We start from the raw sequence: 19339 nt of genomic DNA, 5'->3' as shown, positions 1-19339 counted from the left end.
ACGGTGCATGGGGCGGGCGGGCTGCCTGCCGCGCCGCGGGGCTACGCTGTGCGCTGCGGCATCCACTCCAGGCAGTACTGCAGGTTGGCGATCACCGTCTGCGCCGCAGCATCGGCATCGCCCGCCGCGATGGCGTCCGCGAGGTCCTCATGGCCGGCGCGCAGGCACCCATCAAAGCCGTCGCGCAAACGCTGGGCCATCTTGGCCCCGTGGAACACGTCGCCGAAACTGGAATACAGCTCATGCAGCAGCGGGTTCCCGGAGGCCGCAGCCACCGCCTGGTGGAAGTCCCAATCGGCTGCGATCCAGCCCTCCAGATCCTGCTCCGCCCAGGCCTGCCGGCGCCGGGCCAGCATCTCGCGCAGCGCCGACACCGCGCCGTCGCCTGCCGCAGGAGCTTCCTGCACGGCCTGCGCGGCCAGCCGAGCGGCCTGGGTGTCCAGGGCAAAGCGCACCTGCAGCACGTCCTCGTCGTCGTAATCGCGGTAGAAACGGCGGGCGGTGCCGCTGATCTCGCTGGTGGCGCGCACGTAGGTTCCGTCGCCGCGGCGGACCTCCAGCATGCCGGCGTGGGCCAGGGCCTTGACCGCCTCGCGCAGCGTGCCGCGCGAGACCCCCAGACTGGCCACCAATTCCGGCTCCGGCGGGATCCGTCCACCCAGCGGCCAGCGCCCGCTCACGACGGACTCGCGCAGCCGCGCGGTGACTTCCTCCGCCAGCGGCGGCCGGTGCAAGGGGCCCTGCCCCGGGGCCGCGGTCATTTCCGGCCCTCCCGCACCAGGGAGCTGACGCCGTGGGCCAGCAGCAATTGGAGCACCGCTCCGGCCACCAGCAGCACCAGCGGAACGGTCCAGTCGCCCAGCGCGTCGTGCAGCAGGCCCAGTCCGAATGGGCCCAGCGCGGCGAACAGATAGCCCACCGATTGGGCCAGCGTCGAGAGGGCTGTGGTCTCGGCGGCGTCCGAACCGGCGCGGCTGATCACCAGCATGAGCAGCGGGAAGACACCGAAGCCCAGACCGATCAGCACGGCGGGGACCACGGCCAGATCCGCGGGCAGCACCAGCAGGGCGAGATAGCCGGCCAGCGAGGCTGCGCAGGTAAGCATGAAGGCCGGCCGCAGCAGGCCCGGCCGGGCCGCCATCGCCAGCAGCAGGACGACGGCGGGAATGGAGACCACCTGGACCAGCGCCAAGGTCTGCCCGGCCGCCGCCGGAGTCATCCCGCGGGAGATCAGGATGTATGGGAACCAGCCCATCACGGTGTAGACCAGCAGCGCCTGGATGGTGAACAGCCCGGTCAACAACAGGCCCTTCCGCGTGCGCAGCAGCGGCCACGGCGACAGGTGGGCGCGGGCCCCGGGAGCCAGTGGGCGCCGGCCCACAAACGTCATGGGCAGGAAGACCGCCAGCCCGACGACAGCCAGCAGCGCCCAGACGGCCAGGCCGAGCAGCGGCGACTCCAACTGCATGGCCAGCGGCACGCTGACGGCCGCGGCCACGGTTGCCCCGACGGACATGGAGATGGTGTAGGCGCCGGTCATCGTGGACGGGCGGTGCGCGAAGTACTTGCGGATGAACGTCGGCATCGCCACGTTGCAGACCGCCAGCCCGGACATGGACACCACCGTGCCTGCCAGCAGGAAACCGACGGACTCGACGCCGCGCAGCCCCAGGCCCGCCGCCAACAGCGCCAGCGCCAGCGCAATGGCCCGTTCCAGCCCCATCCGGCTGCTTAGCCAGGCGGTCGCGGCCCCGGCCAACGCGAAGCACAGCACCGGGACGGTGGGCAGCAGGGAAGCGACCAGCGGCCCGTAGCCCAACAACTGCTGCAGGTCGTGGAACAGGGCCGCCGCGCTGGCAATACCGGCCCGCAGGTTCAGCCCGATGAGCACGACGGCGGCCACCGCTGCCACCGTCAGCCAGCGGCGGCGGGCGGCAGAAACCGGCTGCGCGGTTGGATTCTGGGCCGGAGCCGGCTTTTGGGCCGGCTCCGGCAGATGCAGTTCCGGCACCAGGGCATCAGCAAACTCCCCCGCCGGGACGACGTGGTCGTCGTCCTTCACGTTCGGTGGAATCTCTGCCTTGGTCCGGTCCAATGTCATCCCTAAACATTAGACGTTTGATGTTTCCTGCGAAAGTCGACGAATCGACGGGACTCTCGCCGACGACGGTGGCGGGACGATCGCAGGGGCAGCAGAAGCCGACGCCGTGGTCCACCCAAACGAAATCGGCACTTGGGGAAGGTTGGAAGCCTGCCCCAAGCACCGACGTCGTTGATGAAAAGGATGTTCTCGGTTAGTTGGCGAAGACGTCCTGCAACTGCCCCTGCGGGCTCCACAGGGCCACCGAGTCGCCGCCGTTGTTCAGCACGGATGCAGTGCCGCCGTTGTAGTAGGCGTCCGCGCTGTTGGTGCCGGGACCGGTGTAGACGCGCAGTTCGGCGCCCGGGGCAAGGACGTAGCCGTCGCCGATTTCCAGCACGTTGTTGGCGGCGTCGCGGATGATGTAGCCGCTGACATCCAGGTTGTGCCCGGTGGCGTTGCGCAGCACCACACGCTCGCCGGTCTCCGGCTGCACATCGTTGCCGGCCGGATCGTTCACCGCACCGGCGATCTCCACGGTGCCGGCTGGGAAGGGCTTCCGCCCGTCCAAGTAGCGGGCGGTCTGGATCGGAAAGTCGCCGGTGACAGCGTCCACGCCCAGGTCGATGGAATGCTGGACCGCTTCGGGCGAGTTGGCGGTGTACACGCCGATGACCAGACCGGCGGCCTTGGTGTCGGCCACGTTCTGCGCCGTCAGGGTGCGGTAGTTGGTACCGACCGAATCGGCGAAGCCGGCCCAGGATTCCAGGACAGCCGGACCTGGCACGGTGCTGGAGAGCTGCTGCAGCTCAATCTCCGGGGCGATCTGGGCGAACGTGCGGTTGGCGGCCTCGTCGAAGCTGAGGACCTGGATCTTGTCCGCTGCCACGAGCTTCTTCCACGTGGCGTCGGTGCGCAGCTCATCGGCGACGAGCTTCTCGATGCCGGGCGAGTTCTTCGGCGACTTGATCTCGATATACACCCCGGTCTTCACCGTGGCGACCTTGGCCGCGTCGTCCAGATGCGGGATGCGTTCGCCGGCAAACTTGGCTCCGAAGTAGGATCCGGCGTCGAGTTGCTGCAGTTCGTCCCAGGTGAAGGACGTGATCGGGTCGCCGGCACGGTCCGGGAAGACCTCCTCCACGTTGGTGGTGCGGGCGGGAGTGTCGTCGTGGAAAAGGAATGGCACGCCATCGGCGCTGAGCTGGACGTCGATTTCAAAGAAGTCGGCACCGGAGGCACGGCCGTCCTTGAACGCGGCTACCGTGTTCTCCGGCGCCGTGCCGGCGGCCCCGCGGTGGCCGATCAGCAGCGGGGCTTCGTTCTGCCCGGCCTCGTTTTGCACGTTGTTCTGCGCCTTGTTCAGTGCGCTGTTCTGTGCGCTGGCCGGGATGGCGGTGAGGGTAGCGCCGACGGCAACGGCCGCGACGGAGCAAGTCAATGTTCTGATCAAGCGAGATGCCATGGGAATGACGCCCTTCGTAGGTGATGTTCGTGCGGTTCCCCCTGCGATCGAGCCTCACAGCGGTTGCGAACCTGCCGGCCAACTGGCCGTGAACACGCGATGAAAGGAAAAACCACTTCCGACGCAAGCGGAGGGACGCCTGCCGCCCGCGCCGGCATCCGTGACGGCGCTAGACTCGGAAGGCCATGAACACTCCAGCCATTACCCCGAGTTCGGTGCGCGTTGATGCATGGCTGTGGGCCATCCGCGCCTACAAGACCCGCTCCGCGGCCACCGCAGCCTGCCGCGCCGGACACGTGCGGTTGAACGGCAATCCGGTCAAGGCGTCGCAGTCCGTGGTGCCGGGCGACACCCTGCGGGTGCGGCAGCCCGGCTACGAACGGATTCTGGAGGTGCGCCGGCTAATCGCCAAGCGGGTGGGCGCCGAGGCAGCCTCGCATTGCTTCACCGACCACACGCCGCCGCGTCCGGTGGCCCCGGCTCTGGGCATCCCGCAGCGCGACCGTGGCACCGGCCGGCCCACCAAGAAGGACCGGCGGGACATGGAGAAGCTGCTCGGCGAACGCTAGAAGGCCCCCATCCGGCCATGCTCATGCCGTGAGCGTAACCCACTTCACAGAACCGGCCGGACGGTACAAGATGGGAGTCGGAGACGGCCACGCAGCCGTCCCTTGATTCGTCATTATCTGAAGGAGACCAGGGCTGTGACCACCACTTCCCCCGCCGCTTCGTCCACCCAGCCGGGCTACCGGGTCCAAAACCCGTCCACCGGTGAGGTGGTAGCGGAGTTCCCCACCGCCACCGATGCCGAGATCCAGGACGCCATCGCCAAGTCCCAGGCCGCCTACACCTCCTGGCGCGAGGTGCCGATTGCGGACCGCGCCAAGGTAGTGGCCCGCCTGGCAGAACTGTTCACCGAACGTGCCGACGAGCTCGCGGCCATCATCACCGAAGAGATGGGCAAGCCGCTCTCCGAGTCCAAGGGTGAGGCCGAGTTCTGCACGGACATCTTCAGCTACTTCGCAACCGAGGGCCCCGCGCTGGCCGCGGAGCAGGAGATCAAGGCCATCGGCGGCGGCCGCGCCATGATCCAGCGACTGCCGGTCGGACCGCTGCTGGGCATCATGCCGTGGAACTACCCGTACTACCAAGTGGCTCGCTTCGCCGCGCCGAACCTGGTGCTGGGCAACACCATCGTCCTCAAGCACGCCGAAACATGCCCGCGCTCGGCACTGGCCATCCAGCAGATCATGGACGACGCCGGCGTCCCCGAAGGCGTGTACATCAATGTCTTCGCCAGCCACGAACAGATCGCCGACATCATCGCGGACCCGCGCATCCAGGGCGTTTCGCTGACCGGCTCCGAGCGGGCCGGCGCGATCATCGGCGAACTGGCCGGCAAAAACCTGAAGAAGGCCGTCCTGGAACTGGGCGGCTCCGATCCCTACGTGGTGCTGGACACCGACGATGTGAAGGCCACGGCGGCCGCAGCGTGGGCCACCCGCATCGAGAACACCGGCCAGGCCTGCAACTCCAACAAGCGCATGATCGTCATGGAGGACATCTATGATGACTTCGTGGCCGAGCTGACCAACCTGGCCAAGGACCTCAAGCCCGGCAACCCGGCCGAGGAACTCGAGGGCACCTACGCCCCGCTGTCCTCCCGGGCCGCCGCCGAAGGCCTGCACGAGCAGCTCAAGGACGCGGTCAACAAGGGCGCCACCCTGCATGCCGGCGGGACCCTGCACGACGGGCCCGCCGCCTACCTGGCTCCGGCCGTACTCACCGGGGTCACCCCTGAGATGCGCGCCTACCGCGAAGAGCTCTTCGGGCCGGTGGCCGTGGTCTACAAGGTCTCCAGCGACGAAGAAGCCCTGAAGCTGGCCAACGACACCGACTACGGCCTCGGCGGTGCTGTCTACTCCACGGACGAGGAGCGCGCCCGCAAGATCGCTCAGCGCCTGGAGGTCGGCATGGCCAACGTCAACGGCGTCGGCGAGGCCGCGGACCTGCCCTTCGGCGGAGTGAAGCGCTCCGGCTTCGGCCGCGAGCTCGGCCCGCTGGGCATGGACGAATTCGTCAACAAGCGCCTCTTCTACATCGGCGACTGACCCCGTTCCAGCATCGACTATTGAGCAGGCGCCCTTTCCACGCGGGGGAAGGGCGCCTGCTCAATAGTCGTTTGGGGTGGGTGGCCGTGGACACCGGGCCGGCCGGTATGGGACCGCTCAAGCGATGGCAGGCTCCACGACCAGCTGCTTCAACCGCGCACCCGGATCTGCGGCCGCCGCGGCTGGAATGTCCTGGCCGTGGGCCAAGGCATTCCGAACTGCCATGAAGTCGGCTGCCGAGTTGACGCAATCGGCGGCAATGATCCTGCCCTCCCGGAAATACAGCAGCGAGAACTTGTCAGCCTCAGGTTCACCGCGCAGCACCGTCTGGTCGAACCCGGCGGAGAGGCCTGCGATCTGAAGCTTGATGTCCGCCTGGTCCGACCAGAACCACGGCAGCATCCGGTACGGCTCGCGGAGGCCCAGGAGCGTAGCCGCAGCTGCTTTCGCGTGTTCCATGGCGTGCGGAACGGATTCCATCCGCAGCCGGCCGCCGTTGCCGCGGACATACGGGTTGGGCAGGCTGGCGCAGTCACCGGCCGCCACGGTCATGCCGTCCGAGCACAGTCCGTGCTCATCCACCTCGATCCCGTTCCCCACGGCCAGTCCCAGCTGCTCGGCCAGTTCCGTGCGCGGCACCACCCCAACTCCAATAAGCACGACGTCGGCGCTCACCTGAGTGCCATCGGCAAGTTCGACGCGCGCCACCCGCCCGCCATGGCCGGCCAACCGGCTGATCCGCGCCTCCAGCACCACGTTGGTGCCGCGGCGCTGATGCGCAGCACGAAAGTACTCGCTGGTCTCCTCCGCCACTGCGCGACCGACGAGCCGTGGTGCAGCTTCAAGGACCGTGACGTGCTTTCCGGCGGCGCGGGCACCGGCGGCTACTTCCAAGCCTATGAAGCCACCGCCGATCACCACCACATCCCGGGCGGTCGCCAGGTCGGCGGCCAGCCGTCGGGCGTCAGAGGCATCGCGCAGATAGTGCACGCCGTCCAGCTCCGCCCCCTCCAGTGGCAGCCGCCGCGCCGCGGCCCCAGTGGCCAAGGCGAGCCGGGAGAAGCAGAAGGTGCGGCCGCCCGCGGAGGTCGCGGCACCGCCGTCGTTGTTCCGTTCGAGGTGGACTATCCGCTCGCCGGTGATCAATGAGATGTCCTGGCGCTGATACCAGTCCACGGTGCGGAAGGACAGCGCAGCGACGTCAACGGTTCCGTGCTGCAGTTCTTTGGACAGCGGCGGACGCTGATACGGGGCCTGCAACTCCTCCCCCACCAGTGCGATAGGCGAAGTATCGCCCAGCTGGCGCAGGCTGGCCGCCAGCTGTACCCCGGTCTGGCACGCGCCGATGATCAGTGTGCCGGCATCCTTCGCCATGGTCAGACCTGCGATTCCGGGAGCCGGACAGCGAGGTCGGACACCACGGGCAGCTGGCAGGAGAGCCTGCTGTTGCCGCAGCGTTCCGAGGCTGTGCAGTCCAGCATCTCGTCCTCCACCTCGCTAACCTCCGGGAGCCCGTCGAGATCACCATCTTCCACGTACACGTGGCACGTGGCGCACATCGCCGATCCTCCGCACTCGGCGACGATTCCGGCGAGCCCGTTGGAAACAGCCGTGCGCATCACACTGGCTCCGGCCTCGGCGTCCAGGACGGTTTGCATGCCGTCGGGCTGGATGAAGGTTACTTTGGGCATGGTTCATTTCCTCCGGTCGGGCTCAGGCGGCGGTCAGGCGCAGCGGGAGACTGTCCAGGCCGCGCAGAGTGTTGTTCAGCTGCTGTCGAGGCTCGCCGGCCAGCTCAATCCGGGAGACGTGCCGGGCCAGAGCGGTCAGGAAACACTCGCCTTCCAGCCGGGCCAGCATCTGGCCCAGGCAGGCATGGATGCCGAAGCCGAAGCCCACGTGTCCGGCGGCCTTTCGCCGGATATCGAACGCGGACGGGTTTTCCCACTGGCGCGGGTCCCGGTTGGCAGCCGCCAGGAACATCAGGACCTTGGAGCCTTCCGGCAGCGCGACGCCGGAGACATCGGTGTCCTTATTGGTGGTCCGGAAGAAGGTCTGCACGGGTGAGGAGTAGCGCACGGTTTCCTCGAAGGCTGCCCGGGCCAGCGAGGGATCATCCCTCAAGGCCGCGAACTGTTCCGGGTTCTCTGCGAGACACTGCAAGGCGTTGCCGATCCCGTGCACCGTGGTGTCGACACCCGCGGAGAGGAACGAGCGGAGCAGCTTGGCTTGGTCCTCCTCGTTGTACCCGGCCTCAGCTGCCGCGGCGTGGATCTGGGCGCCCAGCCCGTCTGTGGCCGGGGAACCGGGGCGGCACTGTTCCATGATCCAGCCTTGCGCCGCGGCCCCGCGTTCGAGAGCGCGTTCGAAGTGGCCGTTGCGCGGACCGAAGGTGTTGAAGACCATCGAGCCGTAGGGCAGAAGGTTTTCCCTGCCGTCTTTGGACAGGCCGATGAAATCCGGGAACACGGCGAGCGGATAGGGTTCGGCGAGGTCGTGGACGCCGTCGATGACGCCGCCTTGTGCGGCGACCCGGGCCACGAGTTCATCCGCGTGCGCTTGGAAACCGTCCTTCAGCGAGCGCAGCAGCTTCACCGTCAGGATTTTGGTGACCACCTGCCGCGCCTTCGTGTGCTGCGGCGGGTCTGCCTCCAGCAACAGGCTCGGTGGCCGCCAGGGCTTCTCCTTCACGAAGTCGGAGATGCCTACGCCGCGCGAGGAGACGAAGGTTTCATGATCCGTCAGCACCCGGGAGACTTCATCGTGGCGTGCCACGCCGTAGACCCCGTACCGCTCCAGCCAGAAGACAGGGCCGGCTTCGCGCATCTGCTCATGCGCATCGTACGGATCGGTGAGGAAGTCGTCGCTGAACGGATCAAGGTCCAGCACCGGGGCGTTCTCGACGAGGGTTTCTGCGTTCATGGGATTCTCCTACTCGGCGACCAGCGACTGAACATCCAGTTCGCTGCCGGTGATCTTGTACTTGAGCATCAGATCGGCGGTTTTTTGCAATTGCTCCACATCCAGCTCGCCTTGGAATCGGGGCATTTCCGCGGCCGCGACCACGTCGGCTGCCACTTTGGTGAAGCTCGGCACCAGCTCGACCAGGCGCTCCCGGTTGTCCTGCAGCTCTTCGGCCGAGGCGGCGATGGACTTTTTGAAGGCCTCGACTGCCTCCGGATTCTCTTTGGCGAAGGCCTCCGTGGTGACCCAGCCGGCCACCGGCATGTCCGCCACCGGTCCGCTGAACAAGTCGCTGATCTTGACCAGTCCCGCCGCCATTGCGCTGGATTGGAAGGGTTCCACCTGCCAGATCGCGTCCACCGCGCCGCGTTCGAGAGCTGCCTGCATGTCCGGGTAGGGCATCTCCACCAACTTCACGTCGTCGGCAGCCAGACCCGCATCTTCCATCAATGCCTTGATCGCCACGGTTCCGATGTTCTGCAGGTTGTTCACTGCGAACGTCTTGCCTTTCAAATCCGCGACCATCTCAATACCGGACTTGTCGCTGACGAAAATGCCGTGATCGGCGCTGCCTACGTCATTGCCGGAGACCAAGCGGATGGGCAAGCCCTTCTCCACAGCCAGTAACGCCGACGTGTAATTGCTGTAGGTAAAGTCGACGCTCCCAGAGATCAGCGCCGGTATGGCGGCGGCACCCCCTTGTGTGGCCACAAGCTCAGCGTCAAGCCCGTTCTCGGCAAAGATTCCGGCCTCATCTGCGTTGACTGCTGTGGAGGTGTGTACCAGTGGGAAGTATCCCACCTGGACGGGTCCGTCCTCTCCAACACCGGCTGCCGAACCTGCCGTAGCCCCGCCGCCGCACGCACTCAAGGCGAGCGCCGCCGTCGTCAATACTGCGAAGGTTGCCGCTGTGGTGATGTTTCTCCGTCGAAGCATCTTCATCCTTCCCGCGCCGGGTCTGGTCGCCCCGCATCAGTCCTTCCCGGCGCCTCTGCCGGCCTTCTGAACTATGAGCTGTGCCACAATTACCCAACAGGGTGCTTTCCGATGAAAGGAAAAAGTAGTGGCAAAGTCGTCGGCCGGACGCTCTGCTCTGAGCCGGATCATGCAGATCCTTGCTGCGTTCGATGTTGACGCCGTGTTCCTCACCGTTTCGCAGTTGTCGGTCCGGAGCGGGCTGGCCTTGGCGACAACCCATCGGCTGGTCGCTGAGATGGAACAGTTCGGCCTGTTGGAACGCCAGACCGACAAGACCTACCGCTTGGGTGTGCGGCTGTGGGAAATTGCCTGCCGGACACCGGGCGCGCTGGGGCTGCGCGAGATTGCCAAACCGTACTTGCAGGAAGTGCAGGCAAGGGTGCGCCAGCATACCCAGCTCGGGATTCTGGAAGGGAACGAAGTGCTGTTTCTGGAGCGCCTGTCCATGAGGGACGCCGTGGTGAACGTGACCTTGGTGGGCGGCCGACTGCCGTTGCATGCCTCCAGCAGCGGCTTGGTGTTGCTGGCCTATGCCGATGCCGCGTTTCAAGACGAGGTCCTTGCCAGTGATCTGTTCCGCTACACGGACCAGACTGTCCAGACCCCGGACGGCCTGCGCGGTTTACTGCAGCAGATCCGCCGCGACGGCTATGCCTGCGGGAGGGGCTACATCCATCCTGAGGCGCGCGGAATCGCTGTTCCCATCCGCGGGGTCAACGAAGTGGTGGTCGCGGCAGTCAGCGTGGTGGTACCGAACGACGACGCGCCCGTCACCGGATTCGTGCGACTGCTCCAAGCCGCGGCGCAGGCCATCAGCAAGGACCTCCATGCCGCGTACGCTCCCCCAAATGACCCCGCTGCGCCTCCCGGCGGCCGCTACCGGACGCTGGTTAGCTCCTCGCTCGATTCGATGGAATATCTGCCCAGCGCGCCGCGTCCGCGGACCCGCCGCTGAGCTGAGCGCCTCTTCTACATCGGCGACTGACCCCGTTCCTGCATCCACTATTGAGCAGGCGCCCTTTCCACGCGTGGGAAGGGCGCCTGCTCAATAGTCGTTTGGGGTCGGTGGCCGTGGACACCGGGCCGGACAGCACGCAGAATGGGCGCATGGACCTGCCGCTGATGCCGCCTGTACCGCCCATGCTGGCCAAGGGTGTGGCCAAGATCCCCGACAGCGGAATGAAGTACGAGCCGAAGTGGGACGGCTTCCGCTCGATCATCTTCCGCGACGGCGATGCCGTGGAGATCGGCAGCCGGAACGAGAAGCCGATGACCCGCTATTTCCCCGAACTGGTGGAGGCCTTCCGAGAGCAGCTGCCGGAACGCTGCGTGGTGGACGGGGAGATCATCCTGGTGGGCGAGGGCGGCGACCGGTTGGACTTTGAGATGCTGCAGCAGCGCATCCACCCGGCGGCCAGCCGGGTCAAGCTGCTCTCGGTGCAGACACCGGCCCGGTTCGTGGCGTTCGACCTGCTCGCCCTCGGCGACGAGGACCTGACGTCCCGCCCGTTCGAGGAAAGGCGCGCCGCGCTGGAGAAGGCGCTCTCCGCCGTCGTCAGTCCCATCCATTTGACCCGGACCACGGATGATCCGGCGCTGGCCGAGAAGTGGTTCCACGAATTCGAGGGCGCCGGGCTGGACGGCGTGGTGGCCAAGCCGCTGGACGGGACCTACCAGCCGGACAAGCGGACCATGTTCAAGATCAAGCACGAGCGCACGGCCGATTGCGTGCTGGCCGGCTACCGGGTGCACAAGAGCGGCCCGGGCCGGGTGGGGTCGCTCTTGCTGGGCATCTACAACGACGACGGAACGCTGGTCCATGTGGGCGTGGCCGGGGCGTTCAGCATGAAGCGGCGCGAGGAGCTGTTCGAGGAGCTGCAGCCGCTGATCGCCGATTCAAACGACCATCCCTGGAACCGGGAGCAGCACGAGGCCGGCCAGCGCACGCCGCTCACGTCCGAGGGCAGCCGGTGGAGCGGAGGCAAGGACCTGTCCTTCGTGCCGCTGCGGCCGGAGCGGGTGCTGGAGGTCAAGTACGACCACATGGAGGGCGAGCGCTTCCGGCACACCACGCAGTTTGTCCGCTGGCGGCCGGACCGCGATCCGGAATCGTGCACCTACGGGCAGCTGGATGAGCCGGTCACCTACGACCTGAACGACGTGCTGCTGTAGCTCGACCCTGCTCCAGCGTGCGCATCTGGGCATTGACTGTACGGATCAAGGTCAGCGCCAGCCGGCGGCCGGCGCCACGTGCTGGACGATATTGCCCAGCAGCTTGGCGTTGTAGTCCACCCCCAGATAGTTCGGCACGGTCAGCAACACCGTGTCCGCGGCCTGCACTGCCTGGTCCGCGGCCAGCGCTGCGGCGATCTTGTCCGGTTCGCCAATGTAGCTCTTACCGAACCGTGCGCGGGTGCCATCCAGCACGCCGACCTGGTCATGCTGGTCGGTCTGGCCGCGCAGCCCGAAGTAGCGGCGGTCCTCGTCGTCCACAATCGGCATCACGCTGCGGCTCACAGACACCCGCGGGGCATGGGCATGGCCGGCCTGCAGCCAGGCTTCCTGGAACAGGTGGATCTGTTCGCCTTGGAGCTGGTCGAACGGCACACCGGTGTCTTCGATCAGCAGCGTGGAGCTCATCAGGTTCATCCCCTGCTCGGCGGTCCAGACCGCGGTGGCCCTGGACCCGGCGCCCCACCAAATCCGCTCGGGCAGCCCCGGTGAGACCGGCTCCACCGGGAGCATGCCGGTATGACCGCCCTGCATATGGTTCGGGTCCGCCGGAACCATTCCAGTGCCGGTGATGGCGCGGCGGAACACCGTGGTGTGGCGGCGGGCCATGTCCGCGTCGGTCTCGCCCTCGGCCGGCCGGTATCCGAAGGCGGCAGCGCCGTTCAGTGCCGGCTCGGGCGACCCCCGGCTGATGCCCAGCTGCAGGCGGCCTCCGCTGATCAGGTCCGTTGCCGCGGCTTCCTCGGCCATGTACAGCGGGTTTTCGTAGCGCATGTCGATCACACCGGTGCCGATCTCAATCCGGCTGGTTCGCGCGGCGATGGCGGCCAGCAGCGGAAAGGGCGAGGACTGCTGGCGGGCGAAGTGGTGCACGCGAAAGTACGCGCCGTCCACGCCGGCCTCCTCCGCGGCCACGGCCAGGTCGATACTTTGCAGCAGGCCCTCAGCAGCGGTGGGGACGGGCGAGCCGACAGCCGGGCTCCAATGGCCGAACGAGAGAAATCCTAGACGCTTCACATCCGGCTCAACACCGCGGGTGCCCCGCTGATTCCGTTCAGCTGGTTCCGTCGCGCGACGTTTGGTATCCGGGCGGCCCTGTCTGGGCCGAAGGCCGCGTCAGACACTTTGGGCTCAGAGAAGCCGGAGACGCTAATGAACAGTGTCCTCTCCCCGTGCATGTATGGCATCTTGGTCGCTGTGTCCTCTACGAGATCGGCGGCAGCCCCTTCCAGAATTCTCTTCTTCGGCGTTACGGGCAGTGGTAAGTCCTCCGCTGCCCGTGAATACTCTGCGCGGTCAGGCCTACCTGAGTTTTCGGCGGACGATGACATCGGATGGCTACCCGGATGGAAGCAGCGCAGCGTCGAGGAACAACGGGAGATTGCCGGAAAAATCGCTTCTGGGGACCTTTGGATCCTCGACAGCGCCTATGGAGCGTGGCGGGACATCGTCCTGTCCCGTGCGGAGTTGGTTGTTGCCCTGGACTACCCCCGCTGGCTGTCCTTGGCGCGAGTAGTGCGTCGGTCAGTCCTGAGGGCTCTGACAGGCCAGAGTGTCTGCAACGGAAATACCGAATCACTGAGCCAGCTCTTCACAAAGGATTCAATCGTTCGATGGCATTTTCAGTCGTTTCCGCGCAAGCGGCGGCAAATAAAGACCATGCAGACAGATCCGGCCATGCCGCCCGTTGTAGTGTTCCACCGCCCCACGGACCTGGAGGTCTGGCTGTCACAGGTACAGCGGCGCTTATGAGCTCGCCGCCGTGGCGTCGGGGCCACGGTGGGCGACGACATCGAGTAGCCGGTCGACGAGACGTGCCGCCTCCGCCTCGGTCAGCGGTTCGGTAAATAGGGCATAGAAGTACAAGGGCGCCACGACCAGCTCCAGAAGTTCCGTTAGCGTTGGCACCGCTTCGCCGCGCTCCTCCGACTGGTCGAGCATCAACTGCAGCTGACGCTCGCGTTCGACGAAGGCCGGCGAAGCCTTGCGCCGTTCCCCCGGATGGATCTCCAAGACCACGGCCCGAAGGATCAGCGGAACGTTCCCATCCCTCAGCGACTTCGCGACCGCCGCGGCGTAAATGTGGAGGTCGTCGCGCAAAGAACCGGTGCGGGGAAGCGACGCGGTCGAGGCCGACCACTCGTTGACCACGTCATTCAGTAGGGCTGACATCGTCCCCCACCTTCGATAAATCGTGGCTTGGTGCACCCCTGACACCTCGGCCACCAGCGGGACGCTCAGCTCCTCCCACGAGCGCGCTTCCAACAGCTCTAGCACTGCCGTGTGGACGGCAGAGCGCACACGTGCCGACCGCCCTCCTGGTCGCTGCATGGTTCGTCCGTGATCCATGCCCGAATCATAACGCGAATTTCCTTGCATTAATCTTCGCGCCAAGCGTATAGTCACTACCGCGAGGATCTTCGCGTTACCGAGAAACCGAGGGTTGCGTCATGACGTCGACGAATCGATCAGCAACCGAGGCCGCTGACGGTGCCCGTGTTGGGCGGCCGATACTGGCGTATTGGCCCGTAGCGTTGGGGTTGGCCGCTGCCATGTTTCAGATCGTCACCGGGGTGGCCGTCGGGGCGGTGGCCATCACGGTGGCGGCGGCGGCTAGCTGCTACCTGGCCGCCGCCGCGCTGGGGCGACCTTGGATCGGCTGGGCCGCGATCCCCGTCGCGTCGATCGTGGTCACCGTCAGCGAGATTTCCGGCATCTCCTGGTGGGTGGGCTTGGCGGGCTTCGCGGCCGTGCTGGTCGTGGTCGGCGTGCTGCGCCGGGCCCAAATCCGTCCCCTCACCGCCCAGGGGCTGGCGATGCTCGGCTTCGGCTGCGTGGCCGTCGTCGCCGTCCTGGTCGCCCCACGTCTAGGTCTCGTTCTAGCCGGTGTCGCATTGGCCAGCCACGCCGCTTGGGACTATGTGCACTGGCGGCGCAACACGGTGGTCCCGCGGTCACTGGCCGAGTTCTGCTTTGTACTTGACATCCCGTTCGGGGTCGCGGCCATCGTGCTGGCCATCGTCGGATGACCGCCCTGCCGCTCCTCCTACGGGCAGACACATCACGGCACGGTGACTCTTGCCTACGGGTTGCACGCACGCTCACACTGACGTCGTGCGCATCCCACTTGCCGCCCATCCAAACTGCGAAGGACCGCCTGAAACATCTGTACGCCGAATGCCGACTCACAGGAAGCTGAAACCATGCGGAAACTGACTTTCGCCATGAACCTGAGCCTGGACGGCTACATCACGGCGCCCGGCGGCGACCTCGGCTGGAGCGTGCCGAGCGACGAGCTGTTCCAGTGGTGGTCCGACCGGGTGGCGGCCACAGGCCTTGCACTGTACGGGCGCAAGCTCTGGGAGACAATGAGCTCCGATTGGCCGACCGCCGACCAGCAGCCCGGCGCCACACCGGCGCAGATCGAGTTCGCCCGCCGCTGGCGCGACATGCCGAAGGTGGTGTTCTCCTCGACGACCAGCGCAGTCGACTGGAACACCCGCCTGGTCAGCGGCGATGCTGTCACCGAGATCACCCGGCTCAAGACCGAGGATGGCGGCCCCATGGACGTCGGCGGCGCCACCCTCGCTGCGGCGGCCATGCGGGCCGGGCTGATCGACGAGTATGCGCTGGCCACCCACCCCGTCCTGGTGGGCGGCGGCACGCCGTTCTTCACGGCCCTGGACAACTGGGTGAACCTGGATCTGGTGGAGACCCGGAAGTTTCCCGACGGCGTGCTCCTGACGAGGTACGTGACCAGGCGCTGAATACCCGGGTGCGGGGGCACCTCCACCCGAGTGATTACGCCGGGGGTCAGCTCGGTTTCGCCAGCGTCGGCGTTGAACCGCGAACCGGGTGTGCCTCGGCCGTTTATCCGTCGGCGGCCTGCCAGGCGGTAACGGCCACGGCACCGCCGTTGACAATATCCAGCGCCACCGGCAGTTTCTCCCGGTCGGTGCCCGCATACGGCGCCACCAGCACGGCACCGGCCGGGGTGTCGCCGGCCGGTGCCATCGCATTCCAGCCCAGCATTGCCCGCGGAGGCTCCCGGCTGCAGCATGACCGGCTCCAGCCCGGGGTCGTCCGTCATGAAGGTGCCGCCGCGGAAAACCAGCACACTCATCGCGGACCCGCCCTCGTCGTCGAACGCAACGTCCGGGTAGCGCGCCAGCAGGCAGGCCGCTTCGCCGGTGTTGCTGATCCGCAGTTCCTGCGCGCGGTGTCCCGTTGCGGCATCGCCCCCTCCCAGAACGACGGCGGTGTCCCCGCCCGTGCACCACGGCTCGCCTTCGGGGGTGGGTGATTCCGGTGCCCCGGATTCAACGGCTGCCGAGACCAGCGGCGAACCGTAGATCACGGCCTCGGGCAGCGGTTCGGCAGCCGGCGGCGCGGGCGCTGCAGCCTGATTCGCGTTCTGCGCCAGCGGAAAGGCGGCGATCAACAGCAGCGCGAACAACACAGCCGGGACCGGCCGGAGCCAACTCGGAGACCCCGGTTCGCTCCGGGTAGCGGAGTCGACCAGGTCTGAGGAGGCGGCTTGACGCAGCAGCGGGCGGGCCGCCAGGACCGCCGGCAGCCATCCCCAGACCAAACCCCAATATGCTGCCGTCGATACCGCTGGCACCACCGGGCTTGCCAGTTGCAGCAATCGGGCAGGCGGCCAGTCCGCGGTGATCCCGCCGAGGGCAACCAGCCCGCCGGTCGCTGCCGCAGCGAGAATCACAATGAACCACAGCGCCAGCGTGAATGTGCCGCGGCGCAATCTTGTGGCCGCCGTGGTAGCGCCGTCGGCAGCAGCAGCGGCGGTGGCGAGCGGCGCCAGGGCGAAGGCCGCGCCGCCGACCGCGAGGGCGGAGACCAGCACCGCCGCCAACGGCCAAGGCGCCACCGATGATGCCAGCCAGGCCGGCAAGGTGGCCGGAAAGACCAGACCGGCCACACTCATCGGAATCGGTCGCCCGCTGGCCGCCAACAGGGCAAAGACCCCGCTGGTCAGCAACCACACCGCCGAAGAAGCCACGGCCAGGACCAGCGCCGCGCGCCGTCGGGAACTAGCCGGACGGCGGGAAGTGGGCGCCGCGCGCCGGGACTCAGTCACGGGGCAAGCGTAGTCGAGGCCGCTTAACCGCCGCGGTAGGCCGGCCGCCGCAGCCGACCCACCGCCGTCGTGCCAGGTCTTTGGCTAGCTGCCGTGCGGCACCACCACGGCCCGGCCGGAGATCTCGCCGGCCTGCAGCTTGCGGTAGGCCTCCAGCGCCTCGTCCATACTGAAGCGCTGGACTTCCGGCACAATCTGGCCCGCCTTGTACATGTCCACCACTTCGTGCAGGTCCTCGATGGTTCCCCAGTAGGTGTTGGTCACAACCGACTCGTACGGGTTGGTGAAGAAGCTCCATTCAAGGGTGCCGCCGGCGATCCCAACAACGGTCAGCCGGGACAGCCTGGCCATCGAGGCGGCGGCCGTCGTGACGGTCGGGCCGACGCCCACAAAGTCGAAGGCGGCATCCACGCCGCGGCCGCCGGTGATCTCACGGATCCTTTCCGCCTGCCCCTCGCCGCCGGGCACGGTCACCGCCCCGGCCTCTTCGGCCTTGCGCATCGCGTCTTCCTTCATGTCCGTGGCAATCACCGTGGCACCGGTCAGCGCCTTCAGGATCTGGACGGCGATCTGCCCCAGCCCGCCGAGTCCGATCACCAGCGCATATTTGCCGCCGCCGGCCAGCTGCGGCAGCGACTGCTTGATGGCGTGGTACGGGGTCAGCGCCGCATCGGCCAGCGGCGCTGCCGCCACCGGGTCGGCGTCGCCCAAGGGCACCAGGTTCCTCGCCGGCACGCTCACGTACTCGGCCATCCCGCCGTCGCGCCCCAGACCCACGCCGAGGTACGGCATCTTGGCAGCGTTCTCGCAGTAGGTGTCCTGGCCGCGCGAACAGGCCTTGCAGTGCCCGCAGCCGATCGGCCCATAGACCAGATAGGCGTCGCCAAGGTTGAACCCTTCAACGCCTTCGCCGAGTTCCTCCACCCAGCCGGAGTTCTCGTGCCCCAGCGTGAAGGGCGGCGGCACGGCACCCGGTCCGCCGGCTTCGAAGTCGTTGTAAATCGCCACATCGGAATGGCAGGCGCCGGCGCCGGCCACCTTCAGCAGCACCTCACCGGCCCGCGGTCTCGGCCGCTCCACGTCCTTGATCGTGGGGAACGTCTTGAATTCCTCGAACACTACAGCGCGCATGCTCCACTCCTTCGATCGGTTCTGATGATGCCCCGTCAGCCACCCTACGCACCGCCGGAATTAGTCAGCAAGCTGTCTTTTGTGTAGCGTGGGTCGTGAGGCCGTCACGAACCCGCAATGGCGGGGCCGGCCCGATTCCAAAGGAGGCAATGAATGCAGACCGTGGAAGAAACCATTGATGTAGCAGTTCCGGTCCGTACTGCGTACGACCAGTGGACGCAGTTTGAATCCTTTCCCAACTTCATGTCCGGAGTGGAGTCGGTGACCCAGCTGACCGACACCACCAACCACTGGAAGACCAAGATCGGCGGCGTGGAGCGCGAGTTCGACACCGAGATCGTTGAGCAGCAGCCGGACCAGCGCATCGCCTGGCGCAGCATCGACGGCAAGTCGCACGCCGGCGTGGTCACGTTCAGCCAGCTCGGTGCCGAGAGCACCCAGGTGTCCGTCCGCTTCGAATGGGACCCGGAAACCTTCACCGAGAAGGCCGGCGCGGCCCTGAACCTGGACGACAAGCAGGTGAAGTCGGATATGAAGAAGTTCAAGGAATTCCTTGAAACCCGCGGCACCCAAACGGGCTCCTGGCGTGGCGAAGTGAGCGACACCGGCCCCACCGGCACGCAGCTCTAGACCCCGCTACTCCCCATAACGACGGCGGTGGGCCGGCTCTTGGAGCCGGCCCACCGTTGTCGAATCCCGCCAAGGCACCATCACACCCGGAGCAGCAGGAGCATCACGGCCCGGTCCGGCCCCATGACCACAGCACCGGCTCCGGCTGCTGACCGTCGTCGTCCGCGCCGGGCAGAAGGCCCTCCCCCAGCACCAACGGCCGGGCAGCGCCCAGGTTGTATTTCAAAACTTCGCCCACGAGGAGAACGTGGTCGCCGCCGTCGTACACGTTCCACGGTGCGCACTCGATCGTGGCGGCGTTGCCGCTCAGGGCGGGGACACCGCCGTCGTTCCGCCACGCGAGGCCGGAAGCCGCCCCCCGGGCAAGGCGGCGCGCGGTGTCCGTCTGGTCTTGCGAGAGCACGTTGACCGCGAACGTGGAATTGCCCAGCACGCGCCGCGCCGCGGGGCTGCGCCACAGCGTGACTTGAATCAGCGGCGGATCCTGCGAGACCGGGCCGGCAGCACTGGCCCCGACGGCGCAGGGCACACCGTCTCCGCCGTTCACGGTCACGACCGTAGCCGCACTGCCCCAGCCGGCAAAGGCTTCCATCAGCCCCCGCGCATCAATGGCGGGCAGGGCAGAGTGCGGCAACAAGTGGTCCTCCTGG

The 19339-nt window shown here is 67.0% G+C and carries 20 protein-coding genes and 1 pseudogene; 8 read left to right on the top strand and 13 right to left on the bottom strand.

Translation table 11 applies throughout. The features are described 5' to 3' along the window. Positions 1-41 precede the first annotated feature (41 nt). The 3 genes from ACWF5H_RS03400 to ACWF5H_RS03390 form a co-directional block, all read right to left on the bottom strand. On the bottom strand, positions 42-761 hold the full coding sequence (locus ACWF5H_RS03400; RefSeq protein WP_452034843.1) for a FadR/GntR family transcriptional regulator: 720 nt from the start codon (positions 759-761) through the stop codon (positions 42-44). Next, positions 758-2101: an MFS transporter gene (locus ACWF5H_RS03395; RefSeq protein WP_452034842.1), complete on the bottom strand. Its 1344-nt coding sequence runs from the start codon at positions 2099-2101 to the stop codon at positions 758-760. The genes ACWF5H_RS03400 and ACWF5H_RS03395 overlap by 4 nt, the downstream gene beginning before the upstream one ends. A 193-nt stretch (positions 2102-2294) precedes the next feature. Next, a complete protein-coding gene (locus ACWF5H_RS03390) occupies positions 2295-3533 on the bottom strand; it encodes a glycerophosphodiester phosphodiesterase family protein (RefSeq protein WP_452034840.1) in 1239 nt (412 codons plus the stop codon). A gap of 197 nt (positions 3534-3730) precedes the next feature. Here ACWF5H_RS03390 and ACWF5H_RS03385 point away from each other — a divergent pair, with 197 nt between their 5' ends. Together ACWF5H_RS03385 and ACWF5H_RS03380 are read left to right on the top strand one after the other, a co-directional pair. Continuing rightward, positions 3731-4114 carry an RNA-binding S4 domain-containing protein gene (locus tag ACWF5H_RS03385; RefSeq protein ID WP_452034838.1) on the top strand — a complete coding sequence of 128 codons (384 nt, stop codon included), beginning with the start codon at positions 3731-3733 and terminating at the stop codon, positions 4112-4114. Positions 4115-4249: 135 nt separating this feature from the next. Further along, on the top strand, positions 4250-5656 hold the full coding sequence (locus tag ACWF5H_RS03380; protein WP_452034837.1) for an NAD-dependent succinate-semialdehyde dehydrogenase: 1407 nt from the start codon (positions 4250-4252) through the stop codon (positions 5654-5656). Positions 5657-5773: 117 nt separating this feature from the next. Here ACWF5H_RS03380 and ACWF5H_RS03375 read toward each other — a convergent pair whose 3' ends face one another. From ACWF5H_RS03375 to ACWF5H_RS03360, 4 genes are read right to left on the bottom strand one after another with little or no spacing between them, the layout of a single operon-like run. Further along, positions 5774-7030: an NAD(P)/FAD-dependent oxidoreductase gene (locus tag ACWF5H_RS03375; RefSeq protein WP_452034836.1), complete on the bottom strand. Its 1257-nt coding sequence runs from the start codon at positions 7028-7030 to the stop codon at positions 5774-5776. A 2-nt stretch (positions 7031-7032) separates the two neighbouring features. Further along, the gene (locus ACWF5H_RS03370) at positions 7033-7347 is read right to left on the bottom strand and encodes a 2Fe-2S iron-sulfur cluster-binding protein (RefSeq protein WP_452034835.1); all 315 of its coding nucleotides are present in this window, start codon (positions 7345-7347) and stop codon (positions 7033-7035) included. A 22-nt stretch (positions 7348-7369) separates the two neighbouring features. Continuing rightward, a complete protein-coding gene (locus ACWF5H_RS03365) occupies positions 7370-8578 on the bottom strand; it encodes a cytochrome P450 (protein WP_452034834.1) in 1209 nt (402 codons plus the stop codon). A gap of 9 nt (positions 8579-8587) precedes the next feature. Next, positions 8588-9556: an ABC transporter substrate-binding protein gene (locus ACWF5H_RS03360; protein WP_452034833.1), complete on the bottom strand. Its 969-nt coding sequence runs from the start codon at positions 9554-9556 to the stop codon at positions 8588-8590. Positions 9557-9683: 127 nt separating this feature from the next. On the opposite strand from ACWF5H_RS03360, the gene ACWF5H_RS03355 reads away from it, so the two are divergent. Together ACWF5H_RS03355 and ACWF5H_RS03350 are read left to right on the top strand one after the other, a co-directional pair. Beyond that, a complete protein-coding gene (locus tag ACWF5H_RS03355; RefSeq protein WP_452034831.1) occupies positions 9684-10553 on the top strand; it encodes an IclR family transcriptional regulator in 870 nt (289 codons plus the stop codon). Between the two features lie 152 nt (positions 10554-10705). Next, entirely contained in the window at positions 10706-11770 is a 1065-nt protein-coding gene (locus ACWF5H_RS03350; protein WP_452034830.1) for an ATP-dependent DNA ligase, read from the top strand. A 51-nt stretch (positions 11771-11821) separates the two neighbouring features. Here the strand turns inward: ACWF5H_RS03350 and ACWF5H_RS03345 are convergent, their stop codons facing one another. Together ACWF5H_RS03345 and ACWF5H_RS03340 are read right to left on the bottom strand one after the other, a co-directional pair. After that, on the bottom strand, positions 11822-12847 hold the full coding sequence (locus ACWF5H_RS03345) for an LLM class flavin-dependent oxidoreductase (protein ID WP_452034829.1): 1026 nt from the start codon (positions 12845-12847) through the stop codon (positions 11822-11824). 729 nt (positions 12848-13576) lie between these two features. Beyond that, a complete protein-coding gene (locus ACWF5H_RS03340; protein ID WP_452035336.1) occupies positions 13577-14161 on the bottom strand; it encodes a TetR-like C-terminal domain-containing protein in 585 nt (194 codons plus the stop codon). Between the two features lie 221 nt (positions 14162-14382). On the opposite strand from ACWF5H_RS03340, the gene ACWF5H_RS03335 reads away from it, so the two are divergent. Continuing rightward, entirely contained in the window at positions 14383-14859 is a 477-nt protein-coding gene (locus ACWF5H_RS03335; RefSeq protein ID WP_452034828.1) for a hypothetical protein, read from the top strand. 174 nt (positions 14860-15033) lie between these two features. Continuing rightward, positions 15034-15597 carry a dihydrofolate reductase family protein gene (locus tag ACWF5H_RS03330; RefSeq protein ID WP_452034826.1) on the top strand — a complete coding sequence of 188 codons (564 nt, stop codon included), beginning with the start codon at positions 15034-15036 and terminating at the stop codon, positions 15595-15597. 103 nt (positions 15598-15700) lie between these two features. On the opposite strand, the gene ACWF5H_RS03325 is transcribed toward ACWF5H_RS03330, so the two are convergent. After that, a complete protein-coding gene (locus ACWF5H_RS03325; RefSeq protein ID WP_452034825.1) occupies positions 15701-15862 on the bottom strand; it encodes a hypothetical protein in 162 nt (53 codons plus the stop codon). Then, positions 15858-16187: pseudogene (locus ACWF5H_RS03320) on the bottom strand (DUF4232 domain-containing protein); the annotation flags it as partial. The pseudogene ACWF5H_RS03320 and the gene ACWF5H_RS03325, both read right to left, overlap by 5 nt. A gap of 367 nt (positions 16188-16554) precedes the next feature. Here ACWF5H_RS03320 and ACWF5H_RS03315 point away from each other — a divergent pair. Then, positions 16555-16941, top strand: coding sequence for a hypothetical protein (locus ACWF5H_RS03315; protein WP_452034823.1), 387 nt, complete (start codon positions 16555-16557; stop codon positions 16939-16941). 71 nt (positions 16942-17012) lie between these two features. Here the strand turns inward: ACWF5H_RS03315 and ACWF5H_RS03310 are convergent, their stop codons facing one another. Further along, positions 17013-18059, bottom strand: coding sequence for an NAD(P)-dependent alcohol dehydrogenase (locus ACWF5H_RS03310; RefSeq protein ID WP_452034822.1), 1047 nt, complete (start codon positions 18057-18059; stop codon positions 17013-17015). A 153-nt stretch (positions 18060-18212) separates the two neighbouring features. On the opposite strand from ACWF5H_RS03310, the gene ACWF5H_RS03305 reads away from it, so the two are divergent. Further along, entirely contained in the window at positions 18213-18689 is a 477-nt protein-coding gene (locus ACWF5H_RS03305; RefSeq protein ID WP_452034821.1) for an SRPBCC family protein, read from the top strand. Between the two features lie 103 nt (positions 18690-18792). Here ACWF5H_RS03305 and ACWF5H_RS03300 read toward each other — a convergent pair whose 3' ends face one another. After that, complete coding sequence (locus ACWF5H_RS03300) at positions 18793-19326, bottom strand: flavin reductase family protein (RefSeq protein ID WP_452034820.1); 534 nt, start codon at positions 19324-19326, stop codon at positions 18793-18795. Between the last annotated feature and the right edge of the window lie 13 nt (positions 19327-19339).

This window comes from Arthrobacter sp. NPDC055138 (assembly GCF_053607305.1).
Note: the sequence above shows the minus strand (reverse complement) of the source record. Positions and strands in the feature narration are given on the sequence as shown.

Bases quoted from the DNA above. Each gene is read 5' to 3' on its own strand.
- ACWF5H_RS03400 (WP_452034843.1), bottom strand. From the start codon at position 761: ATGACCGCGGCCCCGGGGCAGGGCCCCTTGCACCGGCCGCCGCTGGCG.
- ACWF5H_RS03370 (WP_452034835.1), bottom strand. From the start codon at position 7,347: ATGCCCAAAGTAACCTTCATCCAGCCCGACGGCATGCAAACCGTCCTG.
- ACWF5H_RS03375 (WP_452034836.1), bottom strand. From the start codon at position 7,030: ATGGCGAAGGATGCCGGCACACTGATCATCGGCGCGTGCCAGACCGGG.
- ACWF5H_RS03330 (WP_452034826.1), top strand. From the start codon at position 15,034: ATGCGGAAACTGACTTTCGCCATGAACCTGAGCCTGGACGGCTACATC.
- ACWF5H_RS03340 (WP_452035336.1), bottom strand. From the start codon at position 14,161: ATGCAGCGACCAGGAGGGCGGTCGGCACGTGTGCGCTCTGCCGTCCAC.
- ACWF5H_RS03395 (WP_452034842.1), bottom strand. From the start codon at position 2,101: ATGACATTGGACCGGACCAAGGCAGAGATTCCACCGAACGTGAAGGAC.
- ACWF5H_RS03325 (WP_452034825.1), bottom strand. From the start codon at position 15,862: ATGCTGGGCTGGAATGCGATGGCACCGGCCGGCGACACCCCGGCCGGT.
- ACWF5H_RS03305 (WP_452034821.1), top strand. From the start codon at position 18,213: ATGCAGACCGTGGAAGAAACCATTGATGTAGCAGTTCCGGTCCGTACT.
- ACWF5H_RS03350 (WP_452034830.1), top strand. From the start codon at position 10,706: ATGGACCTGCCGCTGATGCCGCCTGTACCGCCCATGCTGGCCAAGGGT.
- ACWF5H_RS03385 (WP_452034838.1), top strand. From the start codon at position 3,731: ATGAACACTCCAGCCATTACCCCGAGTTCGGTGCGCGTTGATGCATGG.
- ACWF5H_RS03365 (WP_452034834.1), bottom strand. From the start codon at position 8,578: ATGAACGCAGAAACCCTCGTCGAGAACGCCCCGGTGCTGGACCTTGAT.
- ACWF5H_RS03360 (WP_452034833.1), bottom strand. From the start codon at position 9,556: ATGCTTCGACGGAGAAACATCACCACAGCGGCAACCTTCGCAGTATTG.
- ACWF5H_RS03335 (WP_452034828.1), top strand. From the start codon at position 14,383: ATGTTTCAGATCGTCACCGGGGTGGCCGTCGGGGCGGTGGCCATCACG.
- ACWF5H_RS03310 (WP_452034822.1), bottom strand. From the start codon at position 18,059: ATGCGCGCTGTAGTGTTCGAGGAATTCAAGACGTTCCCCACGATCAAG.
- ACWF5H_RS03315 (WP_452034823.1), top strand. From the start codon at position 16,555: ATGAACCACAGCGCCAGCGTGAATGTGCCGCGGCGCAATCTTGTGGCC.